The organism is Halalkalicoccus sp. NIPERK01 (genome assembly GCF_030287405.1).
In the GTDB taxonomy this organism is placed as follows: Archaea; Halobacteriota; Halobacteria; order Halobacteriales; family Halalkalicoccaceae; genus Halalkalicoccus.
Genome location: NZ_JASVVV010000003.1, coordinates 150,961 through 166,339, shown reverse-complemented (window position 1 = coordinate 166,339; position 15,379 = coordinate 150,961). Strand labels below are relative to the sequence as shown.

The window sequence follows — 15,379 nt, the reverse complement described above, 5'->3', positions numbered from 1 at the left end:
GGGCGTACATACCGGAAACGAAACGCTTTCACCCCGCCCCTCTGAACAGGGGCCAATGCGAAAGAGTGGGCCGCCCAAGGGGGTCATCTCGTATCTCGTTCTCGAACTCCTGGACGAACGCCCCCGGTACGGCTACGAAATCCTCAAGGAGATCACCGAGATCAGCGGCGGCCACTGGGAGCCCTCGTACGGCTCGGTCTACCCGATCCTCTACAAGTTCGAGGAGGAGGGCTGGGCCCAGCGCCTCGACCGCGAGGACGAACCCGACCGGAAGTACTTCGAACTCACCGACGCCGGCCGCGAGGAACTGGGGAGAAAACGCGAGGAGATCGCCACGACGGGCCGGGAGTTCGCTGACGTGATCCTCGGGTTCTACCACGTCTACGTCGCGCTCGCGACCGACGAGCGCTTCTCGCTCCCCGAGCGGGAGGGCCACTGGCGCTTCGACGGGACGTTCAGCGCGTGGATCGCCGAACAGGTGATCCGCCACTACGAGCGCGACTTCGGCGCGTTCGAGCGCGTCGAGGACACCCCCGAGGGGTTCGCGGAGCGCTACGGCCTAGACGAGTAGGCCCTGCCCGAAGATCATCACGAGCAGGCCCACCAGCATCGTGACGCCGACGGAGATCGTCACCGTCTTCGTGAGTTCGTAGCTCCCGCTGATCGGTAGGCGCGAGACGATCGCCTCGGTGCTCGTCCGCAGGATGTGCCCGCCGTCGAGCGGGAACGCCGGGATGCAGTTGAAGAATCCGAGGTTGAGGTTGATCCACCCGGTCCAAAACAGCAGGTTCGCAAGCACGAAGACGCCGCCGCCGAGCGGCGCGAGCGCGCCCTCGACGACGTAGAACTCCGTCACGAAGCCGGTGAAGCCCGCGAAGTTGAAGGGGACCGACGGGTCGACGATCGAGAAGATCGGCAGCGTGAGCGCGACGAGGATCGCGCCGACGAGCGTGTTCGCGCCCGCGTCGCCGTCGCCGCCGAGCAACCCGAGGAAGGTGCTCGCGGGGTAGGGCTGGATCCCGAGGTCGTCGACGACCACTCCGCTCACGCCGGGCTGGACGTTGATCCCGACCTGACCGTACCCCCCGGGGTGTTCGCCGAGTTCGACCGTGTAGGTCTCGACCTGTCCGTCGACGACGGCCTCGATCTCGACCGTTTGGCCGGGCTCGGTGGTCCGGAGGACGGACGTCAGCTCCCCGCTGTCGACGGTTCGCTCGCCGTCGACAGCGGTTATCACGACCCGCTCGCCGGCGGGCATGCCGGCCGCGCTCGCGGGACCGTCCTCGGCGACGGTCGAGAGCGCGCCCGCGGCGAAGGTGTGTTCCGCGCCCGCGGCGGTCCGGACGGTGGCGGTCGGGTCCGCGCCGACGGCCTCGCGGAACTCGGCCTCGGTGGTCACCGACTGGCCGTTCACCGAGGCGACGGTGTCGCCGGCTTCGAGGCCGCTCGGCCCGCCGTCGACAGTCTCCGCGACGCTCACCTCGCGCTCGACCGTCACCTCGCGTTCGCCGTCGACCGTCAGCACCACCTCGCCGTCGGCCCCCGAGAGGGCCTCGTCGAGTTCACCCGCGTCGGCGACGGACTGGCCGTCGACGGCGGTGATCCGGTCGCCGGCCTCGATCCCCGCTCCCGCCGCGGGCGATCCGGGAAAGGCACCGCCGACGGGCGCGCCGGGCGCGACCGCGATCGAACCCGCGACGGGCCCGAACAGCAGGCCGAACGCCAGCACCGTCACGACGAAGTTCGCGGTGACGCCCGCGGCGAACATCCGCGTTCGGCCGCCGCGGTCCGCGCGCTGTTGGCTCTCGTGGTCCGGTTCGACGAACGCGCCGATGGGGACGATCGCCAGCAACGCGACGCCCATCGACTCGATGTCGATGCCCTCGACCCGGCAGAGCAGGCCGTGGGCGCCCTCGTGGACGACCAGCGCGACCAGCAGTCCGAAGACGATCTCGGGGGCGACCGAGAGCGGGAGAAAGTCGTTGACGCCGGGGATAACGACGACGTTTCGCGGCTCGGTGACGGCGGTCCGCTCGGGCGTGTAGAGCGCCGAGACCGCCGCGAAGAGGACGAACGCGAACGACAGCGCCATGACCACGAGCGCGATCCCGACGCCGACGTTGCTGAAGGCCCGCCAGAACCGCCTGGGGCGCGAGAGCCGATCCAGAAGGACGCGGCCGCGTTTCGTGTGGAGGGTGATGATCGGGCCCTGTGTCCCGATGTAGCTGGGAAGCAGCCCCCGGTTGCGAAGCGAGAGCAGCGCCGCCCAGTAGATCGCGACACCCACGAGGACCCACGTGAGCGTACTCATTACCCTTCATCGGCGACCGGCGCTCAAATGGGTTTGGTTCCGCTACTGGAACTGCTTCAGCACGTCGAGGTCCCGATCCGTCCGGGTGAACTCGGCGGTGCGGCGTTCGGTCCCGCAGCCGTCACAGGCGAATGCCTCCGTGTGCGCGGGGAGGTCACCCGGCTTTCGCTCCCACGTCTTGCGGCACTCGGGACACAACAGTCGCACGAACGTCTCGTTCATACGTGCCACACAATAACACGAAACAAAAACGTTGCCCCGATCAGCGCTCGCGGCGAAGCCGCGCGAGGACGAATTCGCGGTCGATCTGTCCCAGGAACTGCCCGAGTTTGGGTCCCTGCTCCTGATCGAAGAAGAGACGATAGCCCGTCGTGAAGAGGTCGCCGACGGGGACGTCGTTTCGCTTCGCGGCCTCGTAGATCTCGCCCTGGATCTCCCCGGGGGAGTGGCCCGCCTCGACGAAGTCGGCGAGTTCCGAGAGCGCCCGCGCCGTGTTCTCGTCGACCACCACGTCGGGCAACTCGGATCGCTTCAGGTCGTAGTCGTACTCGTTTCCGGTCTCGCGGGCCCAGTTCCGCGCCAGTTCGACGCGCGCGAGGGCGTTCTCGATCGCCCGGCCGGGGGCGTCCTCGGGGACGTGCCCCTCGCGGCGGGCGATCTCCGTACGGAGTTCCGGATCGTCGGTCATCCCGAGCACCGCGGCGAAGGTGTAGGGCAGACGGATCCGATCGTCGCGAACCTCGTCGACGCAGAGGGGATAGACCCGCTCGGCGCGCGCGCGTTCGCGTTCGTCGGCGTCCTCCTCGCCGAGGTAGATCCGCTCCAGCCTATCGAACTCGTCGACGAGGAGGTCGATCCGTTCGACGTTGAAGTCTCGCGCGCGGCCGGGATCCTTCGCGAAGAAGTACCTGAGAACTTCGGGTTCGATCAGGTCGAGCACCTCGGAGACGAGCATGACGTTGCCCGCCGAGGAGGAGAAGGCCTCGCCGTCGAGGGTGAACCACTCGTAGACCATCGGGATCGGCGGCTCGAACCCGAAGACCGACCGAGCTATATCGACGCCGCTGGGCCACGACCCCTCTGCGTGGTCCTTGCCGAACGGCTCGAAATCGACGCCCAGAACCCGCCACTGGGCGACCCACTCGAAGCGCCACGGGAGCTTTCCGTCGCGGAGACCCGCGGTCCCCTCGTGGCCACAGCCCTCGATGACCTGCTCGCCGGCCTCGACGTCGACACACTCGTACTCGACGGTACCGGAACCGAGGTCCACACCGGTGATCCGGTCGGTCAGGTGGCCGCACTCGGAACACTCGGCGAGGAAGGGGACGTACGACTCGTCGACGCCGTCCTGATACTCCGCGAGGACCTCGCGGGCGCGTTCGCGGTTCTCGAGCAGGTATCTCGTGGGCTCCTCGAACGCGCCCTCGGCGTACATCTCGGTGTTCGAGACGATCTCGATGGGCACCCCCAAGAGATCGGCGCTTCGTTGGATGAGCCGCGAGAAGTGGTCGCCGTAGGAGTCACAGCACCCGAAGGGGTCGGGGATCGCGGTGTAGGGCTTTCCCAGGTTTCGCCCGAGCGCCCCGGCGTTCACGTCCCCGAGGTCGACGATGTTCCCCTCCAGATCCGCGAGTTTGCGGGGCAGCCCTCGAAGGCGGTCCTTGTCGTCGGCCGTAAAGACCTGGCGGACCTCGTGACCCCGCTCCCTGAGGACCTCCGCGACGAAGTAGCCCCGCATGATCTCGTTGACGTTGCCGATGTGTGGGACTCCCGACGGGGAGATACCGCCCTTGATGACGATCGGGTCGTCCGGGTCGCGGTCCTCGATCCGGTTCGCGACCTCGTCGGCCCAGAAGACGTAGCCGCGCTCGCCGTCGTCTCCATCCCCGTGAATCGCGTAGGGATCGGCGTCCGCGTCGGCGTTATCGCTCATCCTCGGCCCAGTAGGTGGGTTCGTCGCCGACGCCCTCGGGAACGACGTCGGTCCCGTCGTGGTCGCCGTACCTGACCGCGCTCGCGACCCGTTCCGGTTCGGTGCCGTCAAGGACGATCGTGCGCATCCCCGAGCGCTGGATGATCTTCGCCGCGAGCAGGTCGACGGGTGCCGAGGAGCCGGCGGTCATCTCGATGTCGGCGATGACGTCGACCAGTTCGCCGGCGGTGATTCGTTCGAACCGCTCGGCGTCGGGGTCCTCGTTCGGGTCGGCGTCGAACACGCCGGGGACGCTCGTCGCGTACACCAGCAGGTCGGCGTTGGTGTACTCCGCGAGGGCGGCGCTGACGGCGTCGGTCGTCTGTGCCGGCGCGACCCCGCCCATCACGCAGACGTCGCCGTTTCGCAGCACCTCACCGGCCTCCTCGTAGGTCTCGATCGGGGCGGGAACGACCGCCTCGCCGAGCGCGGCGATCAACAGCCGGCCGTTGAGTCGGGTGACGTCGATCCCGATGGTGTCGAGTTCGATCTCGTTCGCCCCGAGTTCGCGACCGGTGGAGATGTACTCGCGTGCGATCCCCCCACCGCCGACGACCGCGCCGACCGAACAGCCGTCGTCCGCGAGGTCCCGGATCACGGCGGCGTGCTCGGCGACCCGGTTCGCACCGAGATCCGGCGCGAGAACGCTGCCACCGATAGAAACGACCACGTTCATGCTTGCAATCGGGTAGCCCCGTCCCCGGCTTAAGGATTGTCAACTCCCGGCGGCGACACGTACAAGGCCGGACCGCCCCTGTCTGCGGGCATGTACGTACTCGGGATCGTCGGCCCCTCCGACAGCGGAAAGACCCGTCTGGTCGAATCACTCGCGGCCCGCCTCGCCGAGCGCGGACGCGTCGCCGCGGTCAAACGGCTGGGCGAGTCCCCGACGATCGACACCGCCGGAACCGACACCGACCGACACCGCGAGGCCGGCGCGGCGACCACGTACGGGCTGGCCGACGGGGAGTGGTTCGCAGCCGGGGTCGACCGGACGCTCGCGGAAACGCTCGACGAACTCGCGTCAAGCCACGACTACGCCCTCGTCGAGGGGTTCGCCGACGCGGCGATCCCACAGGTCGCCCTCGGCGGTCGGGACCACCGCGGCGAGACGGTCGCGACCGCCGAGGACGCCGACGGGATCGACACCGGGGCCGTGATCGAAGCACTCGAATCGACCGAGCCCTACGTGACGCTCGACGCGCTCGTCCGGCGCGCGAAGGACTCGGACTGGGCGGATCGGGCGGGCGCGATCGCCACCTTCACCGGACGCGTCCGCGAGAGGGACGGCGTCGAGGACGCCCCGACCGAGTTCCTCGAGTTCGAGACCTACGAGGGGGTCGCCGAGCGGCGTCTCGCGACGATCCGAGAGGAGCTAGAGGCGCGCGAGGGCGTCTACGAGGTGCTGATGCACCACCGGACCGGCGTCATCGAGTCGGGCGCGGACATCGTCTTCGTCGTCGTGCTCGCGGGCCACCGTGAGGAGGCCTTCCGGACCGTCGAGGACGGCATCGACCGCCTCAAAGACGAGGTCCCGATCTTCAAGAAGGAGGTGACGGCCGACGAGGAGTTCTGGGTCCACACCCGGGTCTGAGACCCTCGAAACGATTCGGAACGCCGCCTCGGACGGAAAACGACAGGTTTGTATGTCTCCACTCCCTACTACCAAACGGAGCCCGTAGAAGTCGTAATAAAACGTCTTGACCGGTCTAGAAGCTTTTTGAAAGGTTGTTTTTAGTATGATTTTCCGTGAAGGGGGTAGAACCGACCCTAAACATCCTCTACTTATAACATTATATGGGCGTTAAAGAACTGGCGAGGAAGACGATGAGCACCACCACCCAGCCCTCCATGACCCAGGAATCGAAGGAAGCGCGGCTTAAACAATACCTTAATCAGCGTGCGGCCGGCGGCGAACTCTACTTCAAGAGCAAGTTCATCGCCGACGACGTCGGCCTCTCCGCGAAGGAGATCGGCGCGCTGATGGTCAAGCTCAGCGATTCCGCGGAGGACCTCCGGATCGAGAAGTGGTCGTACACGAGTGCCACGACGTGGCGCGTGACCCCGGTCGCATGAACTGAACACCCCGCTGGCGCTGCCCTCCCAGTCGCCTCGTCGAACCCTTATATCGGCGGGGGCCCAACCCAGGGACGATGAGCGAGGCCCCGACCGAACCCCCGGTCGCCGACGTCGAGGACGTGTTCTTCGTCTACGAGTCGGAAACCGACGGCGACGTCCTCCGGTACTACGGTACGCCCCGGACCGACGGTCGCACCGTGATGCAGGAGCTCTGGCCCGTGTTCCGCGAGCGCGGCTACGAGGTCCGCCTGACCCGCGAGTACGGCGAGTGGGTGCTCGTCGCCGAACCGATCGACCTCGGCGTCGACGGCGTCCCGTGGACGAACGTCGTCCTGTTCGTCGCGACGGTCGTCTCGACGCTCTTCGCGGGATCGCTCTGGTACCACCTCGATCCCTTCTCGCCCGAGGTCGTCCACGCGTGGCCCTTCACGATCGCGATCATGGGCGTCCTCGGCGTTCACGAACTCGGCCACTACGTTCTGAGCAGGCATCACCGGGTCAGCGCCTCGCTGCCGTACTTCATCCCGATCCCGACCCTGATCGGGACGATGGGGGCGGTGATCAAGATGAAAGGCCAGATCCCGAGTCGGAAGGCGCTGTTCGACATCGGGGTCGCGGGTCCGCTGGCGGGGCTGGTCGCGACCGTCGTCGTCACCGTGATCGGACTCCACCTCCCGCCCGTGACCGCTCCCGCGAGCCTGCTCGGGGATCCCAACGCCGTCCAGATCGAACTCGGCTACCCGCCCCTGCTCGAGGCACTCGCGTGGCTCGTCGATCAACCCCTCCGATACGAGGACCCCGCTACGTCGGTCAACCCGGTCGTGATCGGCGGCTGGGTCGGGATGTTCGTCACCTTCCTGAACATGATCCCGGTCGGCCAACTCGACGGCGGCCACGTCCTGCGGGCGATCCTCGGCGAGGAATCCGAGCGGATCGCCGCGTTCGTCCCCCTCGCGCTCTTCTCGCTGGCGGGCTACCTCCACTACGTCCGCGACGTCCCCGGCGACGCCGCGTTCATCTGGGCGTTCTGGGGCTTTCTCGCGCTCGTGTTCTCCTTCGTCGGCTCCGCGACCCCGATCGACGACCGCGAACTCGGGCCGAAACGGATCGCCATCGGCGTGCTCACCATCGTCCTCGGACTGCTGTGTTTCACGCCGGTCCCGATCCAGGTCGTCGGCTGATACCGTCGGCCGTACGTCGTTACGGATCCTCGCCGCTACGAGGTGGGGAGACTCTCCAAATACCGCCCGTATCAGCCGTGGGTGAACCCCCTGTCCGCGAGCGCCTCGCCGTCCATCTCGACGCCCGCCTTTCTCACCTCGCCGACGACCGTGATCGGCGTCGGCGAGGCCGATTCGACCGTCGATAGCTCCGTCTTCGGGAGCGTGAACACGAGTTCGAAGTCCTCGCCGAAGAAGAGGGCCGTCTCAAGGGGGTCGTCCGCCACCTCCCGTGCCGCCCCGTCGACGGGGATCGCGTCGCTCTCGATCGAAAACCCGCAGTCGCTCGCCTCGGCGAGTTGGTGTAACGACCTGGCGAGGCCGTCGCTCGAATCCATCATTGCGCTCGCGTGGGGCGCGAGCGCGCGCCCGGCGCCGACCCGCGGCTCGAACCGGAAGAGGTCGTTCGCCCGGTCGCGCTCGCCGTCCCGGAACAGTTCGAGGGCCGCGGCGCTGCGCCCGAGGGTGCCGGTAACGCAGACCGCCTCGCCGGGCCGCGCCCCCGAGCGATACACCGGTTCCACACAGGCGCCGACGACCGTCGTGGCGACGGTGAACTCCCCGTGGGTGTCGAGGTCGCCGCCGACGTACGCCCCGCCGACGAGGTCACAGACCGCGCTCGCGCCCGCGACGAACCCGCGGATCTCCTCTTCCCTGAATTCGGGGGCGGCGTAGACCGCAACTGCCGCCGTGGCCTCGCCGCCCATCGCCGCCACGTCCGACAGGGAGGCCCCGACGGCCCGCCAGCCGGCGGTGTATCGCGTCGTCCCCGCGGGGAAGTCGGTCGTCTCGTGGAGCATGTCGGTCGTCACCAGCAGGTCCCCGACCACGGCGGCGTCGTCGCCGGCGTGCGAGAGCGCCCCCGAGAGCATCCGGAGGGCGGCGCGTTCGTCCATACCCGTCCATCCGTCGATGGGCGCAAAAACGGCCCGGTCGAATCGTGACAACGATGCTTTTAAACACGCCAGCGCCGAACTGCGGCCAATGACGACGCTCTACGACGTTCCGGCCGACGAGCTCATCGAGGCGCTCTCGGACCGACTCGACGACCGCATCGACCAGCCGGAGTGGGCCGCCTACGCGAAGACCGGCGCGAGCCGCGAGCTCCCGCCCGAACGCGAGGACTTCTGGACGGTCCGTGCGGCGAGCCTGCTTCGAAAGGTCGCCGTCGACGGCCCCGTCGGGGTCGAGCGCCTCGCGACCCACTACGGCAGCGCGAAGCGCGGCTCGAACCGATACACGGTCGCCCCGCCGAAACAGACCGACGCCAGCGACAACCTCATCCGGACGATCCTCCAGCAGCTCGAGGACGAGGGGCTCGTCTCCCAGCAGGGCGACGCGGGCCGCGTGCTGACCGCCGAGGGCCGCAGCCTGCTTGACGAGACCGCCGGCGAGGTGCTCGCCGAGATCGCAGCCGAGCGTCCCGAACTCGAACGCTACGCCTGAGTCAGCGCTCCGTAATCGTTTTGTCGCCCGCGTCGGAACACCTACACATGAGCGAACGCCCGGACGACGAGCGACTGGAGGAGCTCAGACAGAAGAAGCTCGAACAGCTACAGGACCAACAGCAGGGCGGTGGCGAGGGATCGGAGGAGGCCCAACAACAGGCCCAACAGCAGGCCGACGCCCAGAAGAAGGCGATGCTCCGCCAGCACCTCACCGACGGGGCCAGAAAGCGGCTCAACTCCGTGCGCATGAGCAAGCCCGACTTCGCGGAGCAGGTCGAACGCCAGGTGCTCGCGCTCGCCCAGAGCGGCCGGATTCAGGGCAAGATCGACGAACAGAAGATGAAAGCGCTGTTGCAGGAACTCACGCCCGAGCAGAAGAGCTTCGACATCAAGCGGCGCTGAGGCGATATGGACCTCGGGCTGCTGTACAGCGCCGGCAAGGACTCCTCGCTCGCGGCGCTGTTGCTCGATCCGTTCTACACCGTCACCCTCGTCACCGCGACCTTCGGGATCACCGACGACTGGAACCACGCCCGGCGGACGGCCGAAGCCGCCGGCTTCGACTTCCGGACGCTCGACCTCGATCCGGCCGTCGCGGAGGCGGCCGTCGACCGGATGATCGCCGACGGCTCCCCCCGAAACGCCATCCAGGAGGTCCACACGCACGCCCTGGAAGAACTCGCGGGCGAGGGGTTCTCGGCGGTCGCCGATGGCACCCGGCGCGACGACCGGGTCCCGACGGTCCCGCGGGCGCAGGCCCAGAGCCTGGAGGACCGCCACGGCGTCGACTACGTCGCGCCCCTCTCGGGGTTCGGTCGCGGGGCGGTCGACCAGCTCGTCGACGCCCGACTCGACGTCGAGTCGGGACCCAGCGAGTCGGTCCCACGGGCCGACTACGAGGCCGAACTCCGCGCGCTGCTCGCCGAGCGCGAGGGGCGGGCGGCCGTCTCGGCGGTCTTTCCCGATCACGAACAGAGCCACGTCACCGACTTTCGATAGCGAACCGTTCATGGCGGCCAGCGGCGACCCGTGCGTATGGACCTCGGTCTACTCGCAAGCATTCTCGCCGCCCTGCTCTGGGGTGGCTATCTCGTCGCGCTCAAGCGCTTCTTTTCGGAGTACTCCGCGGGGGTCATCATCGTGGTCGTCCACGCGGTCGCCATCGCGCTGTACACGCCGGTCGCACTCGTGCGCGTTCCCCGGGGCGCCCTCGGAGCGCTCGTCGCCGGCGCGCCGGGGCTCGCGGTCGTCGTCGTCTCCAACGCGCTGGCGTTCATGGCGTTCATCCGGGCGATCGAGACCGGCGAGATATCCTACGTCGCGCCGATCAGCAAGATCGTGCCCGTTTTCGTCCTGCCGATCGAGATCGTCCTCCTCGGCGAGCATCTCACCGCCCTCCAGATCTCGGGGGTGGCGCTCGCGACGCTCGCGGTCTACGTCGCGAACTTCACCGGCGGGTCGCTTCTGGACCCGATTCGTCACGCGCTCGGGTCGCGTGCGGCCGGGTTCGCGCTGCTCAGCGCGGCGCTGTACGCCGTCGGCGACGTGGGCCGGCGGATCACGCTTCAGGAACTCGCGCTCCCCCCGGAACTGCTCGTCCTCGGCCTCCTGGGCGGGATGGCGCTGGTCCTCTCGCCACACGCCGCCCGGACGTGGGACGGGATCGGCGGGGACTGGCCGAAGTTCCTCGCGGCGGGGACGCTGGTCGCGGTCTCGGAACACCTCACGGCGCTCGCGTTCTCGCTCGTACCCGCGAGCATCGCCTCGCCGGTCATCAACACGCAGGCGATCGTCGCCGTCGTCCTCGGGGGGCTTTTCCTCCACGAGGCGGCGTTTCGCACCCGGTTGATCGCCGCGATGCTCGCCGTGGTTGGGGTGGGGCTGATCGCGCTGTGAGCGGCGGCAAGTGAGAGGAGTCAACTGCCCCACCCCACACGCCGAAGGCGTGTTGAGGGTGTTGCCAGAACTCTTTGAGTTCTGGTTGCTAACCCGAAGTCGCTGACTTCTGGTGATGGGGCTTGTCCGTGAACTCGACCTCGAACCCGTCAGGGTAGGCGGTGAATCCGCTCTTCGGCTTCAATGTGGCTTCGTGACTGGTTATATGTAACTGGAATGTCCAGCTATGCGAACGCGCTCCTTCCTACCGCTCGCTTCACTCGCGTCATCAGAACGCGAAGCGTTCTGATTGGCTAACGAGACGCTTTGCGTCTCGTGAACGCTTGAGGAAGGGGACTCCGCGCTACCGATTAGTTGAAGCGCCTCACCCCCAAACCCGGGGACATGTACAAGCGGATCAAGGGGTTTCGCGACTTCTACCCCGAGGAGATGCGCGCGCGCCGCGCGGTGACCGAGCAGTTAGAGGAGACCGCCCGGCGCTACGGCTTCCGGGAGATCGGCACGCCCGCCTTAGAGCGAACGCGGATGTACGTCGAGAAGAGCGGCGAGGAGATCACCGACGAACTCTACCACTTCACCGACCAGGGCGGGCGCGACGTGGCGATGACGCCCGAACTCACCCCGACGGCGGCGCGGATGGTCGTCGCCAAACAACAGGAGCTCTCGAAGCCGATCAAGTGGTTTTCCACCAGGCCGTTCTGGCGCTACGAACAGGTCCAGCAGGGGCGCTTTCGCGAGTTCTACCAGACCAACGTCGACGTCTTCGGCTCCGCCGAACCCGAGGCCGACGCCGAGGTCCTCGCGTACTGTGCCGACGCGCTCACGGGATTGGGGCTCACGGGCGAGGAGTTCGAGTTCCGCGTCTCGCACCGCGACATCCTCGGGGGGCTTCTCGAGGCGTTCGACGCGACGGTCGATACCCGCGAGGCGATCCGCGCGGTCGACAAGCGCGAGAAGATCGAGGAAGGGGAGTACTACGGCCTGCTGAGCGACGCCGGCCTCTCGAACGCGCAGGCCGAGCAGTTCGACGCGCTGCTCTCGACGGACGACCTCGGGGAACTCGCCGAGTTCGCGGGGACCGACCGGGTCGAGGCGGCGGTCGGAAACCTCGAAGCCGTCCTCGAGGCCGCCGAGGACTTCGGCGCGCGCGAGCACTGTACGATCTCGCTGGAGACCGCCCGCGGGCTGGATTACTACACGGGCGTCGTCTTCGAGTGTTTCGACTCGGCGGGCGAGGTGAGTCGATCCGTCTTCGGCGGCGGCCGCTACGACGACCTGATCGAGGGGTTCGGCGGCCAGCCCACGCCCGCGGTGGGGTTCGCCGTCGGCCACGAGACGCTCTCGCTCCTGTTGGACCGGGCGGACGCCCGACCCGCCGGGGCGTTCCGGACCGACTACTACGTCCTCTCTGTGGGCGACACCCGCCCGGTCGCGGCCCGCGTCGCCCGCGAGTTGCGCGAGCGGGGCCACCGCGTCGAGACCGACCTCTCGGACCGGAGCTTCGGCGCGCAGATGAACTACGCCGACGGGATCGACGCCGAGACGGTCGTGATCGTCGGCGAGCGCGACCTCGAAACCGGCGAGATCACCGTCAAGGACATGCGCTCGGGGGACCAGACGACGACCCCCGTCGAGTCGTTCCCCGGCGAGTCAGAGCGGCCGACCTACGACGACCTCGCGTAGCCCGTTCCCGACCTACCGCTCGGTAACGGACCGGACCGCGTCGAGGACCGCCCCGTGGACGTGGCCGTTCGACACCACGAGCCCGCGGCTGTCGTGGCGCCAGCGTTCGCCCGCGACGTCCGTCGCCTCGCCGCCCGCGTTGCGCAGGAGGTGGACGCCAGCGACGGTGTCCCACGGGTTCGGGCGGACGTCGCTCAGCGCCCCGTCGAGGCCGCCGTCGGCGACGAGCGAGAGCGTGGCCTGCGCACAGCCGAACCGGCGCACGTCGCCGAAGCGCTCGACGACCCCCCGGACGACCCGGGCGAACGCCTCGCGCTGGTCGAAGTCCCACCACAACGTCGGCGCCACCGTGCAGGCCTCGGGGTCCGTCCGGTCGCTAACGTCCACGGGTTCGCCGTTCAGGCGCGTTTCATCAGCGTCGGCCACGTAGTAGTCGTCGATCGCGGGCATCGCGTTGGTCGCGGCGACGGGTTCGCCGTCGACCGTCGCGGCGACGCTCGTCGCCCAGATCGGGATCGATCGTACAAAATTGCTGGTGCCGTCGATCGGGTCGATCACCCACGCCGGCCCCTCTTCGGGGACCTCCTTCAGCGCGTCCTCTTCCTCGCCGACGATCGCGTCGCTCGGGAACTCCTCGCGGATGACCTCGATGGCTCTCGATTGTGCGTCCCGATCGGCCTGCGTCACCACGTCGGTCTTGTCCTCTTTGGTCTCGACGGCGATGTCGGTTCGGAACTCCGACATCGCGAGGTCGCCGCCGGCGCGGGCGGCGCGTTCGGCGACCGCGGCCCTCGTTGCCAGATCGTCCATGGGCGTACGGGGGCCGTCGAGTCACATAAGGGTGGGAGTCGAGGCTACCGATACCGGTTCAACCGCCGTTTGAGGCGTTTGGCCGCCTCGCCCGCGGCCTTCGCGAAGTCCTCGCCCTCTCCTGCAAAGATGATGCTCCGCGAGGAGTTGACCAGGCCCACCCCGCCGGCGAGGCCGAACTCGATGGCGGCCTCCGCGTCCCCGCCCTGCGATCCGACGCCGGGCACGAGGAAGGGAAGGTCGGGGACCTGCTCGCGAAGCTCCTCTAGCTCCTCGGGCGCGGTCGCGCCGACCACGAGGCCGACGTTGTCGTTCGCGTTCCACAGGTCACAGAGCGCGGCGACCCGCTCGTAGACGGCCTCGCCGGAGGCGAGTTCGAGGTCCTGGAGGTCCGCGCCGCCGGGATTCGAGGTCCGGCAGAGCACGAACACGCCCTTCCCGGCGTTCGAGAGGAACGGTTCGAGCGAATCCCGCCCCATGTAGGGGTTCGCGGTGATGGCGTCGGCGCGGTCGAGGAGTTTCGCGTACTGTCTCGCCGTATTGCCGATGTCGGCGCGTTTGGCGTCGAGGATGACCGGCACGTCCTTCCCGTGGGCGTAGGCGATCGTCTCCGTGAGCGTGCGCCACCCCTCTGGATCCTCGTAGAAGGCGGCGTTGGGCTTGTAGGCGGCGGCATGGGGATGGGTCGCGTCGATGATCCGGCGGTTGAACGCCCACCGCGGGAGGTCGTGTTCGCGGAGGTGCTCGGGGAGCCGATCGGGGTCGGGATCGAGGCCGACGCAGACGACCGAGTCGCGCTCGTCGATCCGCTCGCGGAGTCGTTCGAAGAAGTCCATGTCCCCCCATCGCGGGGCGCGGACTACAACGTTCCCGTTCGGCCGCGAGGCCCCGAACGATGCTATAGGCTCAAATGCCGGGGGCGCCAAGGAGGGGTATGGCACTCAGAGCGGTCGTGTTCGACCTTGATTACACCCTCGCGGTGGTGTCGCGCGACCGGTCGACCCTGCTTGCGGAGGCCTCCGACGCGGTCGGCGTTCCCGCGGTCTCCCGGGAGACCTACGGCGAGGCCCACCAGCGCGCACACGCCCACGAGACGCGCGGGCCGATCTTCTCGGACCTGCTCGACGGGGGCGACGGCGAGGCGCTCGCGGAGGCGTATCGAAACGCGATCGCCGACAGCCTCACGCCGATCGAGGGGGCCGAATCGCTGATCACGACCCTCCAGGATCGGTACGCGGTCGGCCTGCTGACCAACGGACCGGTCGTCGCCCAGCGCGACAAACTGCGGACGCTCGGCTGGGAGGGGCTGTTCGACGCGGCGGTCATCACCGGCGAACTCGAGGAGGGGAAACCCCATCCGGGGGCGTTCGAGGCGATCCTCGATGCGCTCGGGGTCGATCCCGAGGAGGCGGTCTACGTCGGCGACGGCGTCGAGACCGACGTCGCGGGCGCGACCGGGATCGGCATGGCCGTCGTCCAGGTGCTGTACCCGGACGGGCCCGGCCCCGATCCGCGGGCGGACGCCCACGTCGACCGGGCCGACCTCGTGAGCGACCTCCCCGATCTGGTCGCTCAGTTCGACTGAACCGCCCGTTCGAGCACCGACACCGCCCGCTTTACCTCCGCGCCGTCCTCGACGAACACGAGCGTCCTCGGGGGGCGGGTCGCCTTCGGACGCACCCGCAACCCCGCCGATTCGGCGCCCGCCACGGCTTCCTCGTGGCTCGCCGAGAACTCGACGTGTGCCCGGTCCGGATGGACGTACACGCCGGCCAGACGCTCGCCGGCGGCCGCGATCGCGTAGGCGAACGCGCCGTCGGCCGTCGGTTCGACGTCGGGGTTCGCCTCGGTCACCGCGAGGGCCGCCAGTTCGCCGTCGGTCCGACCGTCGACCTCGCTGGCGAGCAACCGGGCGATCCGCGTTCCGTCGGTCAGCCGTTCCTCGACCATGGGGACGCTA

General features: G+C 68.5%; 18 protein-coding genes. 10 read left to right on the top strand and 8 right to left on the bottom strand.

The genetic code is table 11. The features are described 5' to 3' along the window. Nucleotides 1-55 precede the first annotated feature (55 nt). Nucleotides 56-571 carry a PadR family transcriptional regulator gene (locus tag QRT08_RS10290; protein ID WP_286045857.1) on the top strand — a complete coding sequence of 172 codons (516 nt, stop codon included), beginning with the start codon at nt 56-58 and terminating at the stop codon, nt 569-571. Here QRT08_RS10290 and QRT08_RS10285 read toward each other — a convergent pair. Genes QRT08_RS10285 through pyrH form a run of 4 tightly spaced genes read right to left on the bottom strand, consistent with a single transcriptional unit; the run spans nt 560 to nt 4,959 of the window. Next, nucleotides 560-2,311 (bottom strand): site-2 protease family protein, encoded by a 1,752-nt coding sequence (locus QRT08_RS10285; protein WP_286045856.1) that lies wholly within the window; start codon nt 2,309-2,311, stop codon nt 560-562. The two genes, QRT08_RS10290 and QRT08_RS10285, sit on opposite strands and share 12 nt — an antisense overlap. A gap of 42 nt (nt 2,312-2,353) precedes the next feature. After that, complete coding sequence (locus QRT08_RS10280; protein ID WP_286045855.1) at nt 2,354-2,533, bottom strand: DUF7836 family putative zinc-binding protein; 180 nt, start codon at nt 2,531-2,533, stop codon at nt 2,354-2,356. Nucleotides 2,534-2,573: 40 nt separating this feature from the next. After that, nucleotides 2,574-4,244, bottom strand: a complete 1,671-nt coding sequence (gene lysS / locus QRT08_RS10275; RefSeq protein ID WP_286045854.1) for a lysine--tRNA ligase — start codon at nt 4,242-4,244, stop codon at nt 2,574-2,576. Next, nucleotides 4,234-4,959, bottom strand: a complete 726-nt coding sequence (gene pyrH, locus QRT08_RS10270; protein WP_286045853.1) for a UMP kinase — start codon at nt 4,957-4,959, stop codon at nt 4,234-4,236. The genes lysS and pyrH overlap by 11 nt, the downstream gene beginning before the upstream one ends. Nucleotides 4,960-5,049: 90 nt before the next feature. Between pyrH and QRT08_RS10265 the strand changes: the two genes are divergently transcribed. The 3 genes from QRT08_RS10265 to QRT08_RS10255 all read left to right on the top strand — a co-directional run bounded on the left by QRT08_RS10265 (nt 5,050) and on the right by QRT08_RS10255 (nt 7,543). Continuing rightward, nucleotides 5,050-5,877, top strand: coding sequence for a molybdopterin synthase (locus tag QRT08_RS10265; RefSeq protein WP_286045852.1), 828 nt, complete (start codon nt 5,050-5,052; stop codon nt 5,875-5,877). A 233-nt stretch (nt 5,878-6,110) separates the two neighbouring features. Continuing rightward, nucleotides 6,111-6,359: a DUF7123 family protein gene (locus QRT08_RS10260; protein WP_286045851.1), complete on the top strand. Its 249-nt coding sequence runs from the start codon at nt 6,111-6,113 to the stop codon at nt 6,357-6,359. Between the two features lie 77 nt (nt 6,360-6,436). Then, nucleotides 6,437-7,543 carry a site-2 protease family protein gene (locus QRT08_RS10255; protein WP_286045850.1) on the top strand — a complete coding sequence of 369 codons (1,107 nt, stop codon included), beginning with the start codon at nt 6,437-6,439 and terminating at the stop codon, nt 7,541-7,543. A gap of 71 nt (nt 7,544-7,614) precedes the next feature. Here QRT08_RS10255 and thiL read toward each other — a convergent pair whose 3' ends face one another. Next, nucleotides 7,615-8,478, bottom strand: coding sequence for a thiamine-phosphate kinase (thiL, locus tag QRT08_RS10250; protein WP_286045849.1), 864 nt, complete (start codon nt 8,476-8,478; stop codon nt 7,615-7,617). Nucleotides 8,479-8,566: 88 nt separating this feature from the next. On the opposite strand from thiL, the gene QRT08_RS10245 reads away from it, so the two are divergent. The 5 genes from QRT08_RS10245 (at nt 8,567) to hisS (ending at nt 12,609) form a co-directional block, all read left to right on the top strand. Next, nucleotides 8,567-9,028: a 30S ribosomal protein S19e gene (locus QRT08_RS10245; RefSeq protein WP_286045848.1), complete on the top strand. Its 462-nt coding sequence runs from the start codon at nt 8,567-8,569 to the stop codon at nt 9,026-9,028. 47 nt (nt 9,029-9,075) lie between these two features. Beyond that, nucleotides 9,076-9,432 carry a DNA-binding protein gene (locus QRT08_RS10240; RefSeq protein WP_286045847.1) on the top strand — a complete coding sequence of 119 codons (357 nt, stop codon included), beginning with the start codon at nt 9,076-9,078 and terminating at the stop codon, nt 9,430-9,432. A 6-nt stretch (nt 9,433-9,438) separates the two neighbouring features. Beyond that, nucleotides 9,439-10,029: a DUF7411 family protein gene (locus QRT08_RS10235; protein ID WP_286045846.1), complete on the top strand. Its 591-nt coding sequence runs from the start codon at nt 9,439-9,441 to the stop codon at nt 10,027-10,029. A 36-nt stretch (nt 10,030-10,065) separates the two neighbouring features. Further along, nucleotides 10,066-10,926, top strand: a complete 861-nt coding sequence (locus tag QRT08_RS10230; protein WP_286045845.1) for a DMT family transporter — start codon at nt 10,066-10,068, stop codon at nt 10,924-10,926. A 384-nt stretch (nt 10,927-11,310) separates the two neighbouring features. Then, nucleotides 11,311-12,609 (top strand): histidine--tRNA ligase, encoded by a 1,299-nt coding sequence (gene hisS, locus QRT08_RS10225; protein ID WP_286046230.1) that lies wholly within the window; start codon nt 11,311-11,313, stop codon nt 12,607-12,609. Between the two features lie 12 nt (nt 12,610-12,621). Here the strand turns inward: hisS and QRT08_RS10220 are convergent, their stop codons facing one another. Both QRT08_RS10220 and pyrF read right to left on the bottom strand, forming a co-directional pair. Beyond that, a complete protein-coding gene (locus QRT08_RS10220; protein WP_286045844.1) occupies nt 12,622-13,419 on the bottom strand; it encodes an inositol monophosphatase family protein in 798 nt (265 codons plus the stop codon). A gap of 44 nt (nt 13,420-13,463) precedes the next feature. Then, complete coding sequence (pyrF, locus tag QRT08_RS10215; RefSeq protein WP_286045843.1) at nt 13,464-14,255, bottom strand: orotidine-5'-phosphate decarboxylase; 792 nt, start codon at nt 14,253-14,255, stop codon at nt 13,464-13,466. A 98-nt stretch (nt 14,256-14,353) separates the two neighbouring features. Here pyrF and QRT08_RS10210 point away from each other — a divergent pair, with 98 nt between their 5' ends. Next, nucleotides 14,354-15,004 (top strand): HAD family hydrolase, encoded by a 651-nt coding sequence (locus tag QRT08_RS10210; RefSeq protein WP_286045842.1) that lies wholly within the window; start codon nt 14,354-14,356, stop codon nt 15,002-15,004. Here the strand turns inward: QRT08_RS10210 and QRT08_RS10205 are convergent. Then, nucleotides 14,992-15,369, bottom strand: coding sequence for a DUF7993 family protein (locus tag QRT08_RS10205; protein ID WP_286045841.1), 378 nt, complete (start codon nt 15,367-15,369; stop codon nt 14,992-14,994). The two genes, QRT08_RS10210 and QRT08_RS10205, sit on opposite strands and share 13 nt — an antisense overlap. Nucleotides 15,370-15,379: the final 10 nt, after the last annotated feature.